This is a genomic window from Mesorhizobium sp. BR115XR7A, assembly GCF_020165315.1.
Classification (GTDB): Bacteria; Pseudomonadota; Alphaproteobacteria; order Rhizobiales; family Rhizobiaceae; genus Mesorhizobium; species Mesorhizobium australicum.
On record NZ_JAIUHW010000002.1, the window covers coordinates 483,654 to 503,506 of the forward strand.

A 19,853-nucleotide genomic window follows, 5' to 3' on the forward strand; every position below is an offset into this window, starting at 1 on the left:
CGGAGCGTTGGAGGACAATTCTGTTGCGTTTTGGTGTTACCGCGTCTGTGCATTGGCGGTGATGGCGCGCTGCATGGCCTCGCGCGACGGCGTTTGAGGGCTGCGCAATCGGGCCTGCACACGATTGATAGCGGCCTGCATCTGTGTGGCCGAGCCGGCAACAGCGGCGCGCCCCGAAAGGACGCCGCGGCCGGTAACGGCTCGCGAACGCTGACCAACCGGCATCGCGAGCCCGCCGACAATGCCTTGCGCCAGCGACTGGATCTGCAACAGAACGAAACTGCCGGCCAGGCACAACATCACGAAGGCTGCAAGGTCGCTGAGCTTCAGCTCGCGATTGCCCGAGATCTGGTTGATCTTGGTCAGTTCCGGCGCCATCGCCGCGATCAGGAAGGCGGCGATCACGTAGACGAACAACGGGATCAGTGCGTAGAGCAGCGACTGGTTCAACCATCCCATCGCGTAGTTGCGCGTCACATCAAAGAACATGCAGGCGATGAAGATCGGCGCGGTGCCAAGCAGAACCCACAGGATCACCTTGGCCAGGACCAGGATGCCCAGCGCCACGGAGACGAACAGCCCGGCAAAGGCCATGATGATCATGCCGATCAAGGCCGGCAGCACGGAGAAATAGCCGGCCTGCTCGGCAAATGTGGACGCTGCCAGATTGGCGGTCTGCCAGATCTCCGAGAGGCCGTTGCTGGGTTCCGTCACCCCTGTGCCCGATGCGGCCAGTATTGCCCGCCCCGCCGCCTCCGGGACTTTTGTGATCCAGGCATAGACGAGAGCCTTGAAGTGCGACCAGGTGCTGACCAGGACGAGGATCACCATGACGCGGGCGACGCGGCCCACGATCTCGGCAGCGCTGAGCCTCGACGTTCCCAGCACCAATTGCACTCCGTAGAAGAGCACGACCAGCATGAACAGCAGCCGAAGCAGTGGCTCGATGTCCCTGCTCAGAACCTCGAACGCACGCTCGGAGAAATTCTCGCCCGAAGCATCGATGCGCTGCAGCAGTTCGCCGATGAAATTATCCACGTCAGCCCTATTCCGTTCGAGAGGGAAAATCGCCGCCGATCATTGCCCATGCCGCCGCTCTGTCGGGGTTGACCGGCCGCATCGGCCCGCACTCAAGGTGGGTGGCTTGTGCCGCGTAGCTCATCACGGCGGCCGGCCGTTTGCAGGGCGCGGATTTTTCCTTGGGCGTGGCGCACCCGGCAAGCAGCAGCGCCACGACGCTAAGCGCGATCGGTTCGTGCCGGCCTCGTGTCATTCGTAGGTCAGCGCCTTCTTGGTGTTTGAAATATCAGTCAACCTGCGCTGGTTCTCCGCCTGCAGCGCCTGGACGGCACCGTTCATGACGCCGATCATCTCGTTCAGGGTCAGTCCGGTCTGCACCTGCAATTGTGTGTTCTGGTCAATCGAGCCTTTGATGTCCTGAGCCTGGCCGATCCCCTGCCCGGCTCGCTCAAGCGCGGCACGCCGCGTTGCGACAGCCTGTCGCGAGCCAGTGATCAGAGCCGACACGCCGAGCACCGTCTTGACCATCTCCTCGTACGATTTGTCGCTCGCCAGAGAACTTTGCTGTTTGCCAGAAAGCGATTTCACCAGTTGCATGCCGTTGATGAAGGTCGTCGCGGCCTTGGCGATCTCCGGACCCATGGAGCCAAAATCCGGAACGCCATTTTGAAGCACGCTGTCGAAGGAAGGCACCGAGGAGACGCTGAAACCATTGCCGATCGCCAAGTCCTTGAGCGAGCCGACGTCGCTGCCGCGATTGCCGGTAACTGCCTGCAGGGTCTTTTCGACGGTGGTCAGAATATCCCTGTTGGTGTCCAGGATTCTCGCGGCCTTGTCGGCGGTGTCCTTGGCGACGGCATAGTTCGTCCTGTCGATCACCGGAATGTCGGCTTTGGCCGAGGTGACCATTACGGTCGCGGCGACCAGCACAAGAGCACGTTTCATTGGAGACCTCCTTGTTGCGGGTTGAAGAACAGCTCGACCTCTTGCTCGAGCTCGTGGACGCAGGCTTGCGCTTGCCGGCTCCAGACCAGACCGACGCGCGCATCGCAAAATCCGCCTGTCGGCGGCTGGTCGTCGGGCTTCGGACGGCCACCCGAACGGCTGGCGCCTGAAAGGTCGCTCAGCGTCACCGCGTTGCTCGAGTTGACCAGGTCTGCGAAACTGGCGCCCAGTTGGATCAGCCGGTTGAGCATTTCGACATTGGCGTTGCGGGCGCCTGAATTCTTGTCCCAGCTGTCTTGAACCGTGCCGGTGGCAGCCGAGCCGAATTGCTCAAACCAGGACGCCACATCGTTTGAGCCGTCGCCGACCGCACTGGTCAGTCCCATGGCGTCCAGCGTTGCGGTACGCATGCCCTGGAAGGCGGCACCCGTTCCGCCATAGTTCAATGGAATGCCCGACTTGTCCGAGCCGCCAAAGGCCGGCAGCCACTTTTGCGTTATCGCCGCGACATAGCCCTGCGTTTCTCTGAAGGGCGGGATGCCGCCGTACTTTTCGACGCTGCCGGCACCTGCATTGTATGCGGCCAGTGCAAGCGAGGCGTTTCCGTTGAAGCGTTCGAGCTGCTGCTTAAAGTAACGCGCGCCGCCACGCAGATTCTGCTCGACGCTGTTTGCGTCAACGCCAAGCTCCGCCGCCGTTCCCGGCATCAGCTGCGCCAGCCCGATGGCGCCAGCGCTCGATCTTGCACAGGGGTTAAACCTGCTCTCCTGGTAGACCAGGGCCAGAAACTGGTTCTCGTCGACGCCCTCCTCGCGGGCCACCCGCCGGACGAGGCCGGCGATGGTTGGGTTGACGTTGGCGGCGGCAACCGGATCGTCCTTGCGGCCCGGCCGATACATAGCGCATGTGATGCTTTGATCGACGCTGTAGCGATCGCGATCGGCCTTCTCGATTGCCGTGACATTGCCGTTGCGGTCCTTTCGCCTTTCGAGCACCGAGCCGTCGATGGTCACCACATCGGCTGCCGAGGGCGAGGCAAGAAGCAGCAAAAGCAGGGGGAGACGCCGGATCATGTCGATTGCCTCCAACCGCAGAATTCCGCCAGCCAGAGTGCCGGATCATCACCCAGTCGCGCCCGCAGGGCTGCGCATGCCTCGATCGTTTCCTTGCGGCCCGACAGCACTTTGAGGATGTCAGGCATGGTCGAGAGATCAAGTCGGGCAATGACGGAATCGTTGCCGTGCTTGATCAGGAACGTCCGCCGCTCCGGTGGCGTGTTCCTGACAAAGGCGAACTCCTTGGCCGTCAGCCCGAAGCGGCCGACATAGCTCTCCTCATCGGCGCGCGGATTTGGAAAGTGCAGGTTGGTGGAGGACTGCTCGATGAGGGTGTGCGATTGTGGTGCCTTGGCGATGTCGGCCGCCGACTGCGTGCCGAACCCGACGATCCCGTTCAGCTTGCGGATCGTCTTCATCTTGTCGACGATATAGCCGGAGAAGGTCTTGTCCTGCAGAAGCTTCCAGCCCTCGTCCATGAAGATCAGGACGGGATTGCCGGTGAGCAGCTCATCGAGGCGGTGGTAAAGGTACATCAGTGCAGGCGTGCGCACCTCGGCATTGTCCAACACATGCGTCATATCGAAACCGAAGATGCGGCTGCCGGAGAAGGACAGGACATCGCGCGGCGCATTGAACAACCAGGCCCTCTCCCCCTCGAACCATGGCCTGAGGCGTGATTGGAGGTCGTTGGCGTCGGAGCGCGATCGCCCCATCAGCAGAGCCGAGAGGTTGGCGAAGGTGCGCTGCTGCGCCGGCACCTGGCAAATGCGCGCGATCGCGCCTTCCAGCGTATGCTCTTCCTCCTGCGAGAAGCCGCGGCCGTCGGCGGGTTGCAGCATCGCCTTGACCAGCCGCAGCAGGAATTCGCGGTTGGCCGGCGTATTGTCCATCTGCAGCGGATTGAAGCCGGTGGCGACGCCGGGCTCCAGCACTTCATAGGTTCCACCGACGGCGCGAATGAAGATCTCGGCGCCGCGATCCTTGTCGAAGAAGACCGCACGCGGCTCTGGCGAGATGCGAAGCGCCTGCGCGAGCAGGAAGCTCAGCACCACGGTCTTGCCGGATCCGGTCGGCCCGGTGACCAGGAAGTGGCCGATGTCGCGCTGGTGGAAGTTGAACCAGTAGGGTGTCTGCGAGGTCGTCTCAAGCAGCGCGACCGGCAAGCCCCAGTGATTTCCCGTGGCCGTGCCGGTGGCGAAATTGTGCATCGACGAAAAGCCGGCGAAATTCGCGCTCGACAGCATGGAAGAACGGGCGATGTAGCTGTGGTTGCCTGGCAGCTGCGCCCAGAATGAGGCCTCTATATTGAGGTCTTCGCGCAGCCAGTTGATGTTCATGTCGGTGAGGCAGGCGCCGAGTTCCGAGACGGATTTGTCGACGCCGGCAAGGTCGTGCGCCAGACACAGGAGGCTGAAATGATGATAGCCGAACACGGCCTCCTGGTTGACGAGGCTGTTGAAGGCAAAATCGATGTCGGTCTCGACCGTGCTGCCGGCTTCGTCGGACGCCTGGATCTGCCGCTGCAATCTTGCGATCCGTTCTTGCGCGATCGGCTTGTCGGCGATGGTGAAAGATTGCGTCAGGATGAATTCGTGATTGAGCTGCAGCAGCCCGTCTAGCATGCCCGGTCCTGAAAAAGGCGGGTATTCCTTGATCGAGAGCATGGCGCCGAAGCGGTGGTCAGCCGTCGTCGGACCCTGCGCCTGCAGCGTCCTTTTGGAAAAGTGCAGCCGCGAGGTGCCGATATAGTTGCGGATCGCCATGCGCGGCAGCCGCATGGGGGCAGACGTCCCGCAGGTCAGAAGCGTGTTGAAGAACCCGCACGGCTCCGAATAGGGCTGGCCGTCGCGGTAGACGATGCCAAGCGGCCGGGCTCCATATTTCTGCAGGTCGCGTGCGACAGTGGAGACAATTTCCTCCAACTCGTTGATGCGCTCGAGCACCTGCTGTTTCTGGCTGTCCCTGTCACGCGTCCGGCTGAACACGGCAGAAAGGCTATCGGCTACGCCCAGCGCACCACGCATGCGGGAGCGAACGATGGTGAGGTACAGCTCGTTTGTGAACATGCGGCGCTGCTTGAGCTCGGCCATGTAGCGTGTGTTCAGGAGAGCGCAGAACGGATCCGAGAAAGAACCGCCGATCTCTGGAATGACTTGCCTGCGAATGACGGTCGACCACAGCGAAAACCTGCTCGAGCCTAGGGCCCGGATCATGGTGTTCTGCACGCTGGCCCGCATGTTGAGTTCGGCCTGGTCCTCGGTCTGGAAGAACAAGCCATCGAGCTTGATGACGCTGAGCAGCGCCCCGCTTTCTAGACCGATCACCGTGTTGGCGAGGTGGCGCATGTAGGGCACGTGACTGGCCATTGGTCTGTCGCGGCGCCGTTGGCGTCCGAAGCCCAGTTCTTCGGCGACAATGTTGAGCATGATCAGGGCCCGTAGGAATTGGTTTGCCAAAAGGTCCTGTTTGGCGTGCGCGGTGTGCGGCGCCCCGCGGTCTGGACCAGATCGAGGATGCGCACGTCACGGCTGCAGAGCGCGAACAGGGCGAGATAGGTGACAGGCGCGATTGCGGCTGCCCAGAAACTGCTGGTCACCAGGAACGCGATGAGCGTGATGCCGAGGATGAGGTAGAAGGCGCTGAGCGGGACTCCCCACATCATCGGCGGCCGGGTGAGCCCGATGACCAGCGGTGTCAGTTGCGGCCTGTCGTCAGAATGATCGCTCATGGCTCAGTTGCCGACAGCCGATATCATCTGGTCGACGATCGCCGGCGCGCCGAACACCAGCCCGATGCCGATCACCACGGCGCCCGCGGTGAACCAGGAGAGGCGTCCGGCGAAGGCCAGAAAGCCAAGCCCGATGACGGCGATGATGGCGAGCAGCCGTCCGAATGGGCCGGTTATGAAATCGACGATCATTTGCACCGCGGTTTCGAGCGGTGCAAATGCGCCGGAGGTCTGCGCCAACGCCGGCTCGGCAATGGCGCACAGCGATACGCCAAGGACCAGGGCGGTGCCTGCAATTCGAAATGCCCGTGTCCGTCGAGCGTTCGAGAGGGCTCGCTTCATGTCTTCCTCCGTCAAAATTGCAGGACGCCGCCGACCCACTGCCGCGGCTTGCCTTTAGAGTTCGCTCCGATGAGAGGAGGCGCCTTGCCGGTGTCGGCAGGATCAGCTGCTATGCCGCTGCCGGCCTGCCGCCTGAGCGGCGGCAGCTTCAGCTGCCGATTGATGACGTCGGCGACGAACCGGACCGTCTCCGGGAAGGGTGGCACGCCGTCATATTGAAGGATTCTCGCCTCGCCGGCGTTGTAGGCGGCGGCAACGATCAGCGGGTTGCGATAGGTGGCAAACAGATCCCGCAGCAGCCGCACGCCGCCGTCGATGTTTTCGGCCGGATCACAGATGTCGCTGACGCCGAAATGGGCTGCCGTCGACGGCATCAATTGCATCGGGCCACGCGCCCCTTTTGGAGAGTTCCGGCTGTGGTCGAGGCGGCTTTCAGACATCGCGACTGCAAGTGCGAAATCGCGATCGACGCCATACCTGGATGCAGCCTGCGCCACGAGCCGTGCGATCTCTTCCGAATTGAGGGGTGATGGCCCGCATTCAGCGTCGCCGGGAAGTCCGTTGTTAGCCGATGCGAAGTCAAATTGACTATGATCGATGGAGCGCGATGCGCTCGCCGTCTGCCCCGGCGGCGCCACATCCACGTCATTGCGCGTGGGGGCTTGGGTTTGACGAAGTCTGCCTTGGCCATCGAGCACATACTCTCCTGCCCTCTCCGCCCAGCGGCTATGGAAAACGCTGTCGATTATGCCGGCCTCTCCCGCGCTGACCGCGGAGACCGTTGAATTGCGCGGCGGCTGGCGCAGGTCGCGGTTTTCCGCCGCGCTGCTTGCGGAGTATGCCGACGGCCAACTCAGGAGGACCGAACTCAGCAGCAGGAGCAGCCGCCGGTTTGCCAATATGAACAATGGAGAAACCATCGCAAGTTTCCACGCCGGTGGGTCGAAGTTTCGATAAATCGGTAGCTGACGGAAAAAAGAATGTCAAATTGATATTGTTTTTTGTTGCGCAAAGGATCCGTAATTGGCAAGCTGGATCGAAACGAGATGCTATTTGGGAGTGTCAAATATGAGAGCCAGCGTCGGCGGCAGCTTCGTCCTTTGCCTGGCGTCATTGGTGCCGGCCATCGCGGCCGAACCCGTCGATCAGGCCTACATCAGGTCACTCGCCGCGCCGGGAAAGACGGTCCTGGTCGTCGAATACTACGATGGCCAGGGAAGCATTGCCGAGCGCAAGGGCTTCGCTTCGACGAGCGGCTTCAAGGCCGTCTCGCCGATCGACTTCCGCGTCGATTCAAAAACCGTACTCCGCCTCTATGGCATCGAGCCCTGCGAGGGCGATCTGGTCAACCGCCGCGAGGATTTCTCCGGCACCTGCGCCGACTATGCCAGGAAGGGACTGGAGACGCTGTTGCAATCGCCAAAGGTGATCTTCTGCCGGGCCTTCGTCAGCGAGGCGAATGCGCCGCTTCAGGATGCGACCTGCTACGGCTACTACAATTACCCCGGCAGCCTCGACACGGTGGACATGTTCGAGGAGCAGCTGGTTTCAGTTGGTAGCCACCGGGTGGCAAGGAACCCTGACGGCACTGCGGTGCGCAAGGATCTCGCAGAAGCAGAAAAGATCGGTCGCGGCGGTTATGGCATGTGGGCCGATCCCAGGATGAAGGCGCAAGCGCAATGAGGACCGTTCGTATTCTCCTGGCCGGTGCGCTCGCCGCAGGCCCGGCAGGCGCCGCGCCGCCCGGATATTTCGACCTGCGACCGGGCGTGACGCTCGAGACTGGCGATAGTTGGGTCGAAGCCGGCACCAAGTATCGTCTATACGGCACCCAGGCGTGCCTTCGCGGAACTTTCTACACCGATGCCGCCGGCCGCCGTGCCGATTGTGGCGAGGCTTCGCTCGCGGTGTTCGGCGCCCTGATCGCCGACACCAGGCCTGAATGCGCCCCTGTGCTGAGGGTCGGCGACACCGTGCATGTTGCCTGTTTCGTCATGATCGAGGGCGATCGGCTTGATCTCGGCAATCTCATGATCACAAGCGGCTTTGCCTTCGCGGCCCTGCGTGCCGACGGATTGCCCTACCACGCCGGCTACGCCGTCGCCGAGCAGGCGGCGCGCGCCAGACACGCCGGGCTGTGGCAGTTCAAGGACGTCCAGCATCCGGCGATCCTGCTTGGTCAGGCTGCCGGCGCAAAAGCGTCGCGGCCATGACCGCGAGGCATTTGCTTTGGGCGCTGACCGCGCTGGCTTGCTCTTGCCTCCCCTCTCCTTCGCCCGGCGCCGATATCGCCAGAGCGGCTGGGAGCGGGCAAAGTGGTGAGCCTGCTTCCCTGACCGCTGGGCGATCTTCAAAGGCGATTGCGGGACGGGCCAGCGTGATCGACGGCCGCACCTTGTGGTTTCCTCGATCGGCTCAAAAAGTTCGCCTTGCCGGCATCGACAGTTGCGAATTGCCGCAATGGGCCTTCGATGCCAAGCGGCGCGGCGAAAGTGCTGTTCTGAAGCCGGTTCCGTGCGGGGCCTTGGCAAAAGCCTGGCTGAAGCGGATGGTCGGCGACAGACAAGTTGTCTGTCTCCTAGGCGAGTTCCCTGATCGCGACGGTGCCCTCAAAGGCAGGTGTGTCGCCGACGGGCACGACCTTGCCGTGGAGATGCTGCGCGTCGGCTGGGCGCGGGTGGAGACCGGCTCCCCGGTCCACTCGCACTATTTGAAATGGCAACGCTACGCCATGTCGGCGCGCTATGGAATGTGGTCTACATACGTCCTCGACATGGACGAGTGGCGCGCCAAGGCCATCGACAGTAGTTTGGCGCGAAGGCCAGTTGCAGATTCCAATCTAATCGCCGAGCGCAAATATGAGATCACGCCGCCTTTTGTGGACGCCAGAAGGCGCGCTTCCAGCTCGGTTCGGTAGCGCCGAGCCCTCGCAAGTTCGCAACAGCCAAAGTCGCCGCTCTAGATGTGACGCCCACCCACCGGGCACAGTCGAACGGCCACTGACGCGATGAGTACGGCCTCTGGATCACATCAGAGAGTCACGGGTCTTTTCTCCGCAGTAAATCAGCAATGCCCGACTGGAATTCCATGACACTGGCTTTGACTTCGTCGACCTCCGCAGGTCGCAAATGCGTCTTCCGCGCCAGGATTGCAGCAATCAGATAAAGAATTTTCTGCTCGGCCTCGCAGCTTTCAACAGGCTTGCGCTGGACCAGTCGGCGCCACGCAGATCGTTCAAGAGGCCGGCTTACGACCAGAGCCAGCCAGGCGGCAGCCGACAGCAGGCTAAAACGGCTGGCGCACCGTTTCCGGGAGAACCTCTCAACGGCGGCCACGAGGCGCCGGTGGCGTGCGATGCAACGTGCCATCCCGATGGCAGGATTCCCGATTTTGGCGCGGCCGACGTCCGAAGCGGTTGGCGAAACCCGCTCAACGCCCCTGAACGGGTCGCGCTGGGTGGCCGTGTTCCCACTGTGCTCTTGTCCCGTCATTCTTCCCGTCGACCTGAACAGATTGGCACCAGAAGCGATCATCGTGGCCGACATTCCTGTGAAATGAATTTCCTCGCATGCCGGCTTTGGATCTGCTCCGGCCGAAATCGGATGAAAGACATTCTTCCTCCGGGCTCGGCGTCGGTGAAGGATAGCGCAGTCACTCCCGGCGCTGTACTAAAGTTAGATGAAATGGCGTTAAGCGCCGGAAACATGTTGTTCGTGCATTAAGTATTCAGGCCTGTCCGCCACCTGTCTCGCCTCCAGTGAGGCGGCTCGGGGACGTTGCACATCGACTGTGTCGGAACGGGGACATTCGTTCTCAAACAGAGTTCAAGACTGGAGTCTGTTGCCCAGTTTTGAGAAGACCGTGCACCAGAAGCGATAGTCCTCCTCGCGCCCGTCGAAGTTCGCAGTCAGCGCGCACCATGCCGCGGCGGTCGCCGCGTCCGGGCCGTAGAGTTCGACCGCAGCCTCTACCGTCGCTGCTGGATCCGCCAATTCCCAGAGCGTCAATTCGCTGTAGCTGGCGGCGAAATTAGAGTGGATTTTTGGCATGCCAAAGGCCTCCCGCGGATCGGTCCGGCAGGGGCAGCGGTGCGCTGCGGGCCGGACGTTGGGGAACCCACCTGGAGTGAGCCACGATCCCGAGCGGTTACGCTCAGACACTCGTCGTGTCGTCCCTGGCCTTCTACAGCTTCACACGGTGATCGCGGAAACTGGCGCAGATGCAATTGTTGCAGAGCCTTCCTATAAAGACAACCGGTCTGCGCGCGCTGACTTGTGACTGCCCTATTGGCGACCAGCGACAAGACTGGGCTTTGCCTGGCGATGCGATTGCGAGGCGTGGAAAAGGCCTTAGCCGATCGCACAATTCGCGAGGCGCTCGACAGCTTGCGCCATCTGAGATTCGAAGCGCTCTCTCATCCCAAGAGCCTGGTTAGCTTTCCGCGTGGACTGAAGCGCCTCGTCACGCGCTTGCTCATCGCTGAGCAGCCGATCGATTGCCGCGGCGAATTCAAAAGCATCGGATGTCGGCTTCGGCGCAGGGGCTGGAAATCCGGAGGAAGCCCACGAAAGCCAAGTGGCGACGCGACGATCGGACGCCCGGCGGCGAGAGCTTCCAGCGCCTTGATTGCGATCCCCACGCCGGCAATGATCGGCATGGCGACAAGACGCGCCGATGCATAATGAGGCGCCAGGTTCTTAACGACGCCAAGGTATTGAACCTGGTCGTGCAGGAGGCCCTCCCGCTGCGCCATCGTATGCTCGACGGCCGCAAGGCCAGGGGCTGAACCGGGTTGCCAACAAGGCGCCGCAAAGAACTGCAAAGGGCCGACAAGCACGGCTGAGGCGATTTAGGATCAGGCCTGAGGACATCACATTCCCGCTGAGGTCCCTTGTGATCGGACTTAAGTCTGAAACGACAGACGAAAAGGTCCCACTCTCGAAAGCGCCTGGAACCAGCCTTGCTTGGAATGTTGTCGCTACGAAGGCGGGAGATTCCAACTGAACAGCAGTATTGACTGAGGCGGCGGTTGCTCGCCCCCGTCTCTAACACCGCATTCAGCGTCAAGTGTGGGCACGATCTCGTTGATAACGAGGGTGATGTAGTTAATTATTTACGCAAGGAAACGACATGAACAGATTGATTTGGATCATCGGAGCGGTAGTCGTGGTCATCGCAATCCTGAGCTTTCTTGGTCTGCGATAACGCGATGATCGTCCAGCAGGCCACCTCCCCGGCAGAGAACGACATTCCGAAGCTCAAAGCTGGACAGCCAGCGAGGCGGAGGGCTGTCGAGTCCTCCGAAGGCGGTCGGCCCGGCCTTCCTATTCCATCCGAAGAAAAGCGTTTTCGGGTCATGCTCCTGTCCCGGGAAACCGGCATCGACACCGAGCAAGCGCGGGTCCTTGTCGATAGAATCGAAATGGATGGAGCCGCGCTATTCGATGCTGCCCGGCAAACCAAGCGATTGGACTAGAGGTTGAAGCTGAAGAGCAGCCCCAACCTCCCACATGGGTCTCGTGTGCCGCCAATGGCCGTCCGGTGAAGGCTCCCTCGGAAGGCAAGCCTTATGGGCCTGGCTGGCTCCGGGTGGCCGCCACCAAGCGTCATCGGCCGTCACCGTGCGCTTCACGCCGGATAGCGACGAGAATGACTAATCATTGCTTGGTCAACACGCCGGTATAGGTCTTACCGGCAAGCGCGAATGTTTCGGCCAGGGTTCCATCGGGCAGCATCTGAAAACTGGCGTCCGCGCCATTCGGAAGACGGCCAAGTCTCAACGCATTCCCTACGATCTTTCCTGTGCCGGCAGCCTCACCTGGATTGTTATCGTCCAGGACGCCCCATGCGTAGTTGACGGTCACCTTCCCGTTTGAGGAAACGGACTGAACATCGAGCCTTCCTTCAGATGTGCTCTCCAACCTGCCAACCCAACTGCCCGAAAAGGCGGCATACTTTGCCGGCACGTCCTTTCCAGGAGGAGTGATTGTCGGCGATTGAACCATCGTTGCCGCAGGCAGAACAGCCGGACTCGATGCTGGTTCAACAGCGACGGATTGCCGAACTTCTTGAGGTGATTGGCATGCGGCCAAGGCAAGTGCCGCGAAGACCAGCATAAGATTCCGCATCTCGTTCTCCCCGTATTGCTGGTGAAGGAGGGCAATGAAACACCTGTCCGCTTCAACCCAATCTTGCGTGCCTCGGCCCTGACCTCAAGCTCAATGAGAGCCATCGCCCATAGCAGACTATCTGGAAGCTCGCCGATGGGCCGAAGTTCCATGTCTCACTCATGCCGAACCGATGCAACACCGCCGAGCTTATTGGTCTCTGTGTTGCCCTTAGCTAAGCAGATCTCGGCCGAGCCGTGGTGCAAGCCACAACATCGCAGGCACAAGTCCGCCTTTGGCACAGGTCGATGCTATCCGAGTTCGTGGATCATCACGCCCGGCACCACCGTCTTGGCTATCTCGCACAGATGCTGGTGGTGTGTGAGGTAGATCACCTGGCCGGCATCCGCCATTTGACCAAACAACCTGAAAACCTCCTCTGAGCGGACGTGGTCGAACGTCTCCATGATGTCGTCGGCGATGAAGGGGACCGAGGGGCGAAACTGCGCGAATTCGTAATAGCCGGCAAGCCTGAGCGCCAGGTAGAGCTGAAAACGGGCGCCCTTCGAAAGCGCCTCGGTCACTTTCGACTGCCCGTCGCTTTGCAAGGCGATTAGGACTTCGCCACCTTTCACCGGTTGGGTCGTCAGCCCCGAGTAGCGCCCGCGCGTCATCAGCGCGAATGCATCGGAAGCCCGCGCCATCATCCCGGAGCGATGGCGCTCGCGGTAGGCGCGCAAGGCATTTCCGGCGGACATCACGCCCAGCTTCAATTCGATGTAGCGGACCGCCCTGTCCTCTATTTCCAGCAGGATCGTGCGTCGTTCGGCGTCTATTCGGGCGACGGCGCTGTCGCCGCCAATGGCATCGAGCTTGTCGGCGGCACGCGTCTGCCGGATCAGCTGCTGCTGGATTGCTTCGTCAAGGAGCTGAATCCGTTGCTCCCCTTCCGCTTTCTCAATCGCTATGCCTCCGAAATCGAGCGCATCGAGGATCGAGCGCGCCTGCTCGAATGTCTGAACGCCGAGTTCGGCCGCCAGCTGGTCCTCCAGTTCGGTGACTGTCGCGTGTAGACGGTCGCGCTCACGCAACTGCTCGTCGCGTTCCACCACTTCGGCAAGCGTCGTAACGCCAAAGGCGCTCAGCACCTCGTTCTTGCGGCGCTCGTGTACCGAGATCTCGGCGTCAAGGAGCTCACGGCCGTCGAGGAGGCGCTGCAGATCCGCAGCGAGATTTGCTTTCGCCTCGCGCGCGCGATCGGCATCCGCCAAGCGCTCGCCCAGCCGGATCGCCAGCTGCTCGGCGTCTTCGCCATTTGCCGGCTCGCCGGCTTCAGTTGCTGCCGCGGCGCCCTCGACCACGAAATTATCCCGGTCGGCCTGCATCTTGTCGATGCGCAGTTGCATCGCGTCGCGTTCCTGAAGGTTCCTGGCCAGCTCAGTCAGCTGGTCGAGAACGGTGCCGACGCCCGTTGCGGACAGCCCGTTCTCAAGCCAGGTGCCTCTCAGTGCCTCGACAATGCCGGCCAGCCATTCTTCTTCACGGCGCTCGGCCACGCCAACTGCCCGGCGCCGGGTGGCCAGCTCTTCCTGTCTGGCGGCGACTGTCTTGAGCGCCTCGGCATGTCCGGCGTCCACCTTGCGTTGCCGGTCCAGAAACAACTCAGCAACGCCCATGATCGTCTCAAGACTGTCGCCAGGATCCGAACCAATGCCGACGCTCTCCAGCGCCGTGGCGAGGTCCAGCCTCAGCCGTGCCTCGTCTTCGCTCGCCCGGCCGACCTTCTTGGCGGCCAGTTCGATCTCCTGCCAGGCGGCGAGCGCATCAGCGCGAGCCGAAGTGCGACGCTCGATCAGTTCGATCAGGTCCTCGAGCGATGCCTCCACACGTTCTCCAAGCAGGCCGCTGGCTGCCGCGCGCATCTGCGACGATGCGGCGTTGACCTCCATGTCGACTCGCGCAAGCTTGTCGCCGATACGCGCGATATCGGCCGCGGCTTCCGCAAGGCCGTGCGTTATGGCTCGAATATCGGCGAGCGCGCCCGCGCCAGCCAGCCTGCCTGCATTGACGTCGTCGTCGCGTTCCAACGCCGCGGCGAAGGCGTCGGCTGTTTCGCCGCTCAGCGCCGCACGATGCCTTGTCCACGCTTCGTTGCGGCTACGCCGGCTGGCGGCGGCCACCTCATCGTCGGCGACATCGACCGAGGCGCGAAGCGCGCTTAGACGCGCCGCTAGCGTTTCGTGGTTGGCCTGGTGTTCGGCGAGACGTTCGGACAGGACGGCTTTGTTCTTACCAAGCTGCGCGGCAAGCGTTTTCCAGACGCCAACCTGTCTGGCGCTCGGAACGGCGATGCAGGCCAACGCCTGCGCGTCGCCAGACCACGCATGCAAACCGCCGAGGGCGATCTCCCATTTGACCTCGCCAGCGTCCTGCGCCTCGCGTGCCGCCTTCATGTCACCGAGGTGGCCGCTCGCCCTCGCCTTCGCCAGGGCCGCGTTCAGCCTGGCCCTGGCCGGCTCGGGCACTGCCCGCTCCTCGCCAACGCGATCTTGCGCCGCCTGCAGCGCATCGAGGGCGGCTGTGGCCTCATCACGGGCAACGCGTGCAGCAGTGGCGATCCCGGACCGTTGCTCGACCATGGCGCGAACAGCCCCTATAGTAGCGGCCGGCAACAGCAGTGCGGTGGGATCGGTCTCTGAAGACCGTCCGAGCGCGGCAAGCGAGGCCGCAACCGCATTGTCGAGGATTTGCAGGTCTATCCTGCGATTGGGAAGGTCCAGGCCCGCCGAGACGTGGCGCACCTTGCTTTCCGCCAGGCCGCGGATGCGCTCGGAGATGCCGAGGATCGCCTCGTCGACATCGACCGCGGCAATCTTTGTTTTCAGTCGCTCGACCTCATCGATATTTGCCGACAGCCGCGTTCTCAGGCTGGCATCGTCATCGATCAGTCGGGCAGCACTGCCGGTCCAGGTCCGCGCCGGTGAAGCCATGTCGGGCAGCTCGGCCAGCCGGGCGGCCTTGCGTCGGACGTCGGCTAGGATCGGACCGGCGCGCAGGTACTTGGCAATGGTGCCAACCCTGGCCGACAGCAGCGATCGCTCGGCGATGGTTCGATCATATTGTTGCGCCGCCTCACGACGTTCGGTCTCCAGGCTCTCGTAGGCCGAGGCCAAAGTGTCGATCTGATCCCTGCTCGATTTCAGCTCGGCAAGACGCTTCTTGAGCAGCGCAAGCTCGGTACCATGCGCCTGTTTCCGGTACAGCCCATTGGCTTCGGCTTCGAGTGCGCTCAACGTGTCGCTGGCATGTCCAAGGCCGGCACTGGCGGTAAACAGCAGCTTGCCGAGATCGCCGCGCGACTCCAGGATCGACTTTCCGCCGGCTTCCAGCGTTTCGTCGTCCAGGGAAAACATGGTCTGATAAGCATCGCGCGACAGGCCGGCCAGGTGAGCCGATATGGCCATTTCGCTCACCGGTTGGCCCATGGCGTCCAAGAGCGAGTTGCTGCGCTGTTTGGTGCGTGTGAAGGCATGCTCCGTGCCAGCCAGCTCGAGCAACCCGCCGATGCGCATGGCGCTGTACTCGTGCAGGAAATTGTAGCGGCTGCGCTCCTCGATGCCGAACAGCAGGTCCAGATAGCCCGACAGCGCCGTCGACTTGCCGGCCTCGTTGAGGCCGAACACGATATGCAGGTCAGGTCCCGATTCCGGCTTGGGTCCGAAATCGATCACGCTGTCGGTGAACTTTCCATATCGGATGAGGTCAAGACGCCGCAGCCTCATTGCGCGCCGCCTGCCTTGAGACGGGCCGTGACCAGGTCGGCGCCGCCGGCCAGCACCTTGTCGAGGAAGAGCTCCAGCCCGGCCTCGTCCTTTCCGGCGAAGTCGCGCCCTTCGGCAGGAAGGTCCGCAATCATTTTCTGCACGAACGCCCTCGCCTCGGACCGGAAAGCCTGCGAGCCGGCATCAGCACGCATCGACTGAGCGAGCTCCAAGATCGGATCCGCGCCCTCCCCGGCCGTTCCGGCCCCGGTCGGAGCAACATCAAGCTCCAACTTTTCCACCCATGTGTCGCCCACCTGTTCGGCTGCCTGCTCGGCCTCGGCGAGCAGCAGGTCGCGGTCGCGGATCAGCGCCCAGGACACAGGTGACGCGCCCGTCAGGCTGAGGCGGATAACGGCATGACGCGACCCAACAAAGGCCCGGGCAGCTTCTAGGGCGGAACGGACACGCCCGACGACGTCAGGCCATTCGACCGTACCGGTCAGGTCGACGCTTGCGCGCTCGAATTGCGCCACACTGGTCAGCCTTTCCTCGATCTCGATCGAACGGTCGTCTCGTATGGTCACCAGGGTAATGGATTTTGCGCCGGCTTCGTTGATGTCCCTGCCCTGCGGTATTCCCGGCATCACCACAGTGCTTCTTCCGGGATGGACCTGGCGCACATGAATGTGGCCAAGCGCCCAGTAGTCGAAACCGTAGCCGTGCAGATCGGCGACACTGCATGGGGCATAGACGTCGTGACCCGGCGACCCGGCCAGGCTGGTGTGCATGATGCCGACATTGACGGCCCCCTCGCGGGCGGGCGGATATCTGGGCAGCAGGCTTTCCGGCGCCTTGGGGTTGGCAAAGCTCAAGCCATGGAACATCACCTCGAGCCCGCCGGCTTTCTGCAGGACGGATTGGGGCCGGCCGCCGAAGATCGTCACGGTGTCGGGAAACACCAGCTGTTTTGATATTCGCGACAGCGCATCATGATTGCCGCGGATCTTGTAAACTGTGATGCCGGCCTGATGCAGGCGCGCCATCTGGGACGCAAGGAAGCGCGCCGTTTTCATCGACGTCTGGTCGCCATCATAGAGATCGCCGGCGATAACCAGCGCATCGACATGCTCGGCAAGACAGAGATCCACGATCGAGACGAATGCCTGGCGGCTGGCGTCGCCGACGAGTTCGGCAAGCTCGGAGTTTCGCAACGCGAGCGAACGCAGCGGCGAATCGAGATGAATATCGGCGGTGTGTACGAATCGAAATGCCATGGGCGGTCTCCGACCATGGAACATAAGGGTGTTCGACGGAGGATCGAGGAAAACTTTCGCTGCGCGGGAATGTCTTGGGGCCTAGCCCACCGGCGCTTTTTTCGGACGTGCTTGTCAGCCGTTGTAGTGTTGATGTGCGCTTGATGCTGGGTCAAACGCGGCAATTACCGCGAAAGGCCAGCTGCCATGCATTAGCCCCGTCGATTGCGACCAGAAGGAGCCTCGGCCAACCGGAAGGCAAAGAACCACCATCTGGTGGCCCTGATTAGACGATCGATGAAGAAACCGCGCGGGTGAAGCGATTCGAACGCTCGACCCCAACCTTGGCAAGGTTGGTTGAAGGTTGAGGCAGCCCTCATTCACGACGCGTGGCCCCGACGAGAGGTCAGAAAAGGCAAATATGTGAGTCCGGCGGAGTGCAGGGTTTGCGAACGTGCCACAGGCTCGAACGAGCTACATCAGGGCGCTTAGCGGACTTCAATTTTGGGGGTCGGCGGCCGCGCCTCGGTAAAAACTTGCCGCCTAGACGCCTGCTGCCTCCCCCATCCGCACCAGATGCTCTAAGCAGGTCTGTTCAGCGCATTTTTGGAGTTCCGCAGTTTGTTCGCCTAACCAGATAAGTGCCTCTTCGCTAATCTCGTAGTGCTTTGAATAACGGGCCTTCACATAGGCTTCGTTCAGCGTGTTGAACCAAGCACGATGGCGCTGCTGATCGCGTGGCCAGGCCTCTGACAGTTCGATCCTGGTCCTCCGCCAGGGCTCGCAGAAACGTAAGCTTGTGCGACGGTGGACTGTAATTCGTAAGCACCAGCAACAGTGTTGAGTAAGTGTGTTCGATAGCTTGGTGAAGTTGAAACGCCGCTTCTTTCTGTCGATCCTGCTTCAGAACATACAGGAAGGTGTCGAGGAAACCTTTCGCTCCAGGAAGTCGGCTTTCGAGATGTTCTTTGGCTGTCTCATACGCCGCTCTCGGCGTAAGTGGTTTTGGTTCAGCCAGAGGCTCTTCATCGAGTTCGTAGAGGACGACGCCCTCCCGGCGGATGTCCGTGAAAAAATACTGCCCCTGTCGCAGCGCCGTGTTCACGAAGCGGCGGCTGTGGACGATGAAGCTGGTCGGCGTCTTGATGGCGCGGTCGCGCTCCAGCCGGTCCTTGGCCTTGTACCAGTAGGCGAAGTCGGACAGCTTGTTGTTGTTGACGATCACCAACAGATCGAAATCGCTGCGATACCCCTTCATCGTCAGCGGCTCATCGACCCAGTCGCCGCGGGCATAGGAGCCGAACAGGATGATCTTCAGGATGCGGCCGCTCTTCTTCCATTCGGCGGTGCTCTCCGCCAGCGCGTCCTCGAACTCGGCATGCAGGATCTCGACCACGCGGGCGAGCTCCTCCTGCTTGTGCTCCGGCAAGTGGTCGATGCTGGTTTTCATCCTGGTCTGTTCATGGTTTGGTGAATGCTGGCGCGCGGCGACGCGCTGGTTATAGCAGGCTTCGTCATATCGAAAAGACTATGGCGCGTGCATCGGATCACCAGAATCTAGCATGAGAAAATGCCCTTCGCCAAGTCTATGTGGTACGATTGAGTGAGAGTTTGAGGCCGGTTCGCAAGCTTCTGACGTCGAAGCGGCGAACACGGGCATGAGCTTTGATCCGGAGTTATTGCCATCGCCGACCCAATCTGCCATCCTGCCCCCCGGCACGCCGGATTCGATCTGCCAAACTGCTCTGTATCGCGGGCGAAAGACTGGGTGGCCTCATGAAGCCATTGATCGCCATCTGCTCGCAGGATGCCGACTTCTATCTTCTGCTGAGCCACATTCTTGAGGTCGACGGTTTTACTCCCATGCTTGCCGCCTCCATCGACGACGTGTTGGCGCTCGTCTGCGCAAAACCCATCGCGGCGGTGTTGCTGGACTGCAGGGCGGACAACCATTTGGCGGCACAAAGTGGCCGGCTCAAGCAGGATACCGCGGTGGGCGCCCTCCCGTGTGTGGCCCTGGTCCATGCGGGCGCGGAAGCGCAGCTCATCCAGCTCTTGCAGTCAGGGATTGACGAGTGTTTTGTCAGGCCTTTCGCGCCAGCCAAGCTGCTCCAGGACCTGCGCTCCCGGCTCGCCATCGGCCTGACGCCAGAGCCAGCGACGCAGGATGGCCGACCCCTTGCTTACGCCGATGTCGAAATGCGGCTCGATACCCATCGCGTTTCCTGCGCCGGCAAGGAGATCGCGCTCGGGCCGATCGAGTTCAAGTTGCTGCGCCACATGCTGGAGAACCCGGAGAGGGTGCTCAGCCGTGCCGAATTGATCGGCGCTGCCTGGGCGCGCAACCGCGGCGTCGGCGCGCGCACGGTCGATGTCCACATCTCCCAGCTGCGAAAGCAGCTTAGCCAATGTTCTGGGGACGCCGCTATCCGAACCGTCAGGCTCGCCGGATACGCGCTGGCACGCAGTCCGTCCTGATCATCCCAGCAGCTTCCACATCCCGGCTGATGCGCCGCCTGTAACCCCGATATCTTTGGAGTGATCGTCGTGTTCCTTTATCGGTTAGGCTTAATGCTCTTAACATACTAGACAAACAAGGTGTAACGTATATAGCACAAAAGCTTAGTTTGTTTGTT

The 19,853-nt window shown here is 61.7% G+C and carries 19 protein-coding genes and 1 pseudogene; 5 read left to right on the forward strand and 15 right to left on the reverse strand.

The genetic code is table 11. The annotated features are described in order from the left end of the window. Positions 1-36: 36 nt before the first annotated feature. From LB557_RS06395 to LB557_RS06430, 8 genes are read right to left on the reverse strand one after another with little or no spacing between them, the layout of a single operon-like run. The gene (locus tag LB557_RS06395; RefSeq protein ID WP_224643197.1) at positions 37-1,038 is read right to left on the reverse strand and encodes a type IV secretion system protein; all 1,002 of its coding nucleotides are present in this window, start codon (positions 1,036-1,038) and stop codon (positions 37-39) included. Positions 1,039-1,045: 7 nt separating this feature from the next. Further along, complete coding sequence (locus tag LB557_RS06400) at positions 1,046-1,273, reverse strand: hypothetical protein (protein WP_140620399.1); 228 nt, start codon at positions 1,271-1,273, stop codon at positions 1,046-1,048. After that, the gene (locus LB557_RS06405; RefSeq protein ID WP_140620397.1) at positions 1,270-1,965 is read right to left on the reverse strand and encodes a type IV secretion system protein; all 696 of its coding nucleotides are present in this window, start codon (positions 1,963-1,965) and stop codon (positions 1,270-1,272) included. Before LB557_RS06405 ends, LB557_RS06400 begins: the two co-directional genes overlap by 4 nt. Continuing rightward, entirely contained in the window at positions 1,962-3,038 is a 1,077-nt protein-coding gene (locus tag LB557_RS06410) for a lytic transglycosylase domain-containing protein (protein WP_140620395.1), read from the reverse strand. Before LB557_RS06410 ends, LB557_RS06405 begins: the two co-directional genes overlap by 4 nt. Continuing rightward, complete coding sequence (locus tag LB557_RS06415) at positions 3,035-5,449, reverse strand: VirB4 family type IV secretion system protein (protein ID WP_224643198.1); 2,415 nt, start codon at positions 5,447-5,449, stop codon at positions 3,035-3,037. The genes LB557_RS06410 and LB557_RS06415 overlap by 4 nt, the downstream gene beginning before the upstream one ends. Positions 5,450-5,451: 2 nt before the next feature. Continuing rightward, complete coding sequence (locus LB557_RS06420) at positions 5,452-5,751, reverse strand: type IV secretion system protein VirB3 (RefSeq protein ID WP_140620392.1); 300 nt, start codon at positions 5,749-5,751, stop codon at positions 5,452-5,454. Between the two features lie 3 nt (positions 5,752-5,754). Continuing rightward, positions 5,755-6,093, reverse strand: coding sequence for a TrbC/VirB2 family protein (locus LB557_RS06425; protein ID WP_140620390.1), 339 nt, complete (start codon positions 6,091-6,093; stop codon positions 5,755-5,757). Between the two features lie 11 nt (positions 6,094-6,104). After that, on the reverse strand, positions 6,105-7,013 hold the full coding sequence (locus LB557_RS06430) for a lytic transglycosylase domain-containing protein (protein ID WP_224713030.1): 909 nt from the start codon (positions 7,011-7,013) through the stop codon (positions 6,105-6,107). Between the two features lie 148 nt (positions 7,014-7,161). Here LB557_RS06430 and LB557_RS06435 point away from each other — a divergent pair, with 148 nt between their 5' ends. From LB557_RS06435 to LB557_RS06445, 3 genes are all read left to right on the forward strand, one after another. Further along, positions 7,162-7,776 carry a hypothetical protein gene (locus LB557_RS06435; protein ID WP_140620386.1) on the forward strand — a complete coding sequence of 205 codons (615 nt, stop codon included), beginning with the start codon at positions 7,162-7,164 and terminating at the stop codon, positions 7,774-7,776. After that, positions 7,773-8,306, forward strand: a complete 534-nt coding sequence (locus LB557_RS06440; protein WP_140620385.1) for a thermonuclease family protein — start codon at positions 7,773-7,775, stop codon at positions 8,304-8,306. The genes LB557_RS06435 and LB557_RS06440 overlap by 4 nt, the downstream gene beginning before the upstream one ends. Before the next feature lie 164 nt (positions 8,307-8,470). Then, positions 8,471-9,010 (forward strand): thermonuclease family protein, encoded by a 540-nt coding sequence (locus LB557_RS06445; RefSeq protein WP_224643157.1) that lies wholly within the window; start codon positions 8,471-8,473, stop codon positions 9,008-9,010. 121 nt (positions 9,011-9,131) lie between these two features. Here the strand turns inward: LB557_RS06445 and LB557_RS06450 are convergent, their stop codons facing one another. The 3 genes from LB557_RS06450 to LB557_RS06460 form a co-directional block, all read right to left on the reverse strand. After that, positions 9,132-9,638, reverse strand: a complete 507-nt coding sequence (locus LB557_RS06450; RefSeq protein WP_140722514.1) for a hypothetical protein — start codon at positions 9,636-9,638, stop codon at positions 9,132-9,134. 279 nt (positions 9,639-9,917) lie between these two features. Continuing rightward, entirely contained in the window at positions 9,918-10,142 is a 225-nt protein-coding gene (locus tag LB557_RS06455; RefSeq protein ID WP_224643158.1) for a hypothetical protein, read from the reverse strand. Positions 10,143-10,507: 365 nt separating this feature from the next. Continuing rightward, positions 10,508-10,846, reverse strand: a complete 339-nt coding sequence (locus LB557_RS06460) for a glycosyltransferase family 4 protein (RefSeq protein WP_140716055.1) — start codon at positions 10,844-10,846, stop codon at positions 10,508-10,510. 456 nt (positions 10,847-11,302) lie between these two features. Here LB557_RS06460 and LB557_RS06465 point away from each other — a divergent pair, with 456 nt between their 5' ends. Next, positions 11,303-11,569: a hypothetical protein gene (locus LB557_RS06465; RefSeq protein ID WP_140877521.1), complete on the forward strand. Its 267-nt coding sequence runs from the start codon at positions 11,303-11,305 to the stop codon at positions 11,567-11,569. Between the two features lie 181 nt (positions 11,570-11,750). On the opposite strand, the gene LB557_RS06470 is transcribed toward LB557_RS06465, so the two are convergent. From LB557_RS06470 to LB557_RS06485, 4 genes and pseudogenes are all read right to left on the reverse strand, one after another. Further along, positions 11,751-12,221, reverse strand: a complete 471-nt coding sequence (locus tag LB557_RS06470; RefSeq protein WP_224643159.1) for a hypothetical protein — start codon at positions 12,219-12,221, stop codon at positions 11,751-11,753. 290 nt (positions 12,222-12,511) lie between these two features. Next, entirely contained in the window at positions 12,512-15,982 is a 3,471-nt protein-coding gene (locus LB557_RS06475; RefSeq protein ID WP_224643160.1) for an ATP-binding protein, read from the reverse strand. Next, entirely contained in the window at positions 15,979-17,238 is a 1,260-nt protein-coding gene (locus tag LB557_RS06480; protein ID WP_140716051.1) for an exonuclease SbcCD subunit D, read from the reverse strand. The genes LB557_RS06475 and LB557_RS06480 overlap by 4 nt, the downstream gene beginning before the upstream one ends. A 522-nt stretch (positions 17,239-17,760) precedes the next feature. Next, positions 17,761-18,667 (reverse strand): annotated as a pseudogene (locus LB557_RS06485) (nucleotidyltransferase and HEPN domain-containing protein). A gap of 335 nt (positions 18,668-19,002) precedes the next feature. On the opposite strand from LB557_RS06485, the gene LB557_RS06490 reads away from it, so the two are divergent. After that, positions 19,003-19,695, forward strand: coding sequence for a winged-helix domain-containing protein (locus LB557_RS06490; protein ID WP_181172989.1), 693 nt, complete (start codon positions 19,003-19,005; stop codon positions 19,693-19,695). The last annotated feature ends 158 nt before the right edge of the window (positions 19,696-19,853 follow it).

Excerpts from the sequence above, each read along its gene's own strand:
- LB557_RS06405 (WP_140620397.1), bottom strand. The coding sequence starts at position 1,965 with ATGAAACGTGCTCTTGTGCTGGTCGCCGCGACCGTAATGGTCACCTCG.
- LB557_RS06475 (WP_224643160.1), bottom strand. The coding sequence starts at position 15,982 with ATGAGGCTGCGGCGTCTTGACCTCATCCGATATGGAAAGTTCACCGAC.
- LB557_RS06430 (WP_224713030.1), bottom strand. The coding sequence starts at position 7,013 with ATGGTTTCTCCATTGTTCATATTGGCAAACCGGCGGCTGCTCCTGCTG.
- LB557_RS06460 (WP_140716055.1), bottom strand. The coding sequence starts at position 10,846 with ATGGCGCAGCGGGAGGGCCTCCTGCACGACCAGGTTCAATACCTTGGC.
- LB557_RS06415 (WP_224643198.1), bottom strand. The coding sequence starts at position 5,449 with ATGCTCAACATTGTCGCCGAAGAACTGGGCTTCGGACGCCAACGGCGC.
- LB557_RS06400 (WP_140620399.1), bottom strand. The coding sequence starts at position 1,273 with ATGACACGAGGCCGGCACGAACCGATCGCGCTTAGCGTCGTGGCGCTG.
- LB557_RS06470 (WP_224643159.1), bottom strand. The coding sequence starts at position 12,221 with ATGCGGAATCTTATGCTGGTCTTCGCGGCACTTGCCTTGGCCGCATGC.
- LB557_RS06440 (WP_140620385.1), top strand. The coding sequence starts at position 7,773 with ATGAGGACCGTTCGTATTCTCCTGGCCGGTGCGCTCGCCGCAGGCCCG.
- LB557_RS06435 (WP_140620386.1), top strand. The coding sequence starts at position 7,162 with ATGAGAGCCAGCGTCGGCGGCAGCTTCGTCCTTTGCCTGGCGTCATTG.
- LB557_RS06450 (WP_140722514.1), bottom strand. The coding sequence starts at position 9,638 with ATGTCGGCCACGATGATCGCTTCTGGTGCCAATCTGTTCAGGTCGACG.
- LB557_RS06480 (WP_140716051.1), bottom strand. The coding sequence starts at position 17,238 with ATGGCATTTCGATTCGTACACACCGCCGATATTCATCTCGATTCGCCG.
- LB557_RS06425 (WP_140620390.1), bottom strand. The coding sequence starts at position 6,093 with ATGAAGCGAGCCCTCTCGAACGCTCGACGGACACGGGCATTTCGAATT.
- LB557_RS06465 (WP_140877521.1), top strand. The coding sequence starts at position 11,303 with ATGATCGTCCAGCAGGCCACCTCCCCGGCAGAGAACGACATTCCGAAG.
- LB557_RS06455 (WP_224643158.1), bottom strand. The coding sequence starts at position 10,142 with ATGCCAAAAATCCACTCTAATTTCGCCGCCAGCTACAGCGAATTGACG.
- LB557_RS06410 (WP_140620395.1), bottom strand. The coding sequence starts at position 3,038 with ATGATCCGGCGTCTCCCCCTGCTTTTGCTGCTTCTTGCCTCGCCCTCG.
- LB557_RS06420 (WP_140620392.1), bottom strand. The coding sequence starts at position 5,751 with ATGAGCGATCATTCTGACGACAGGCCGCAACTGACACCGCTGGTCATC.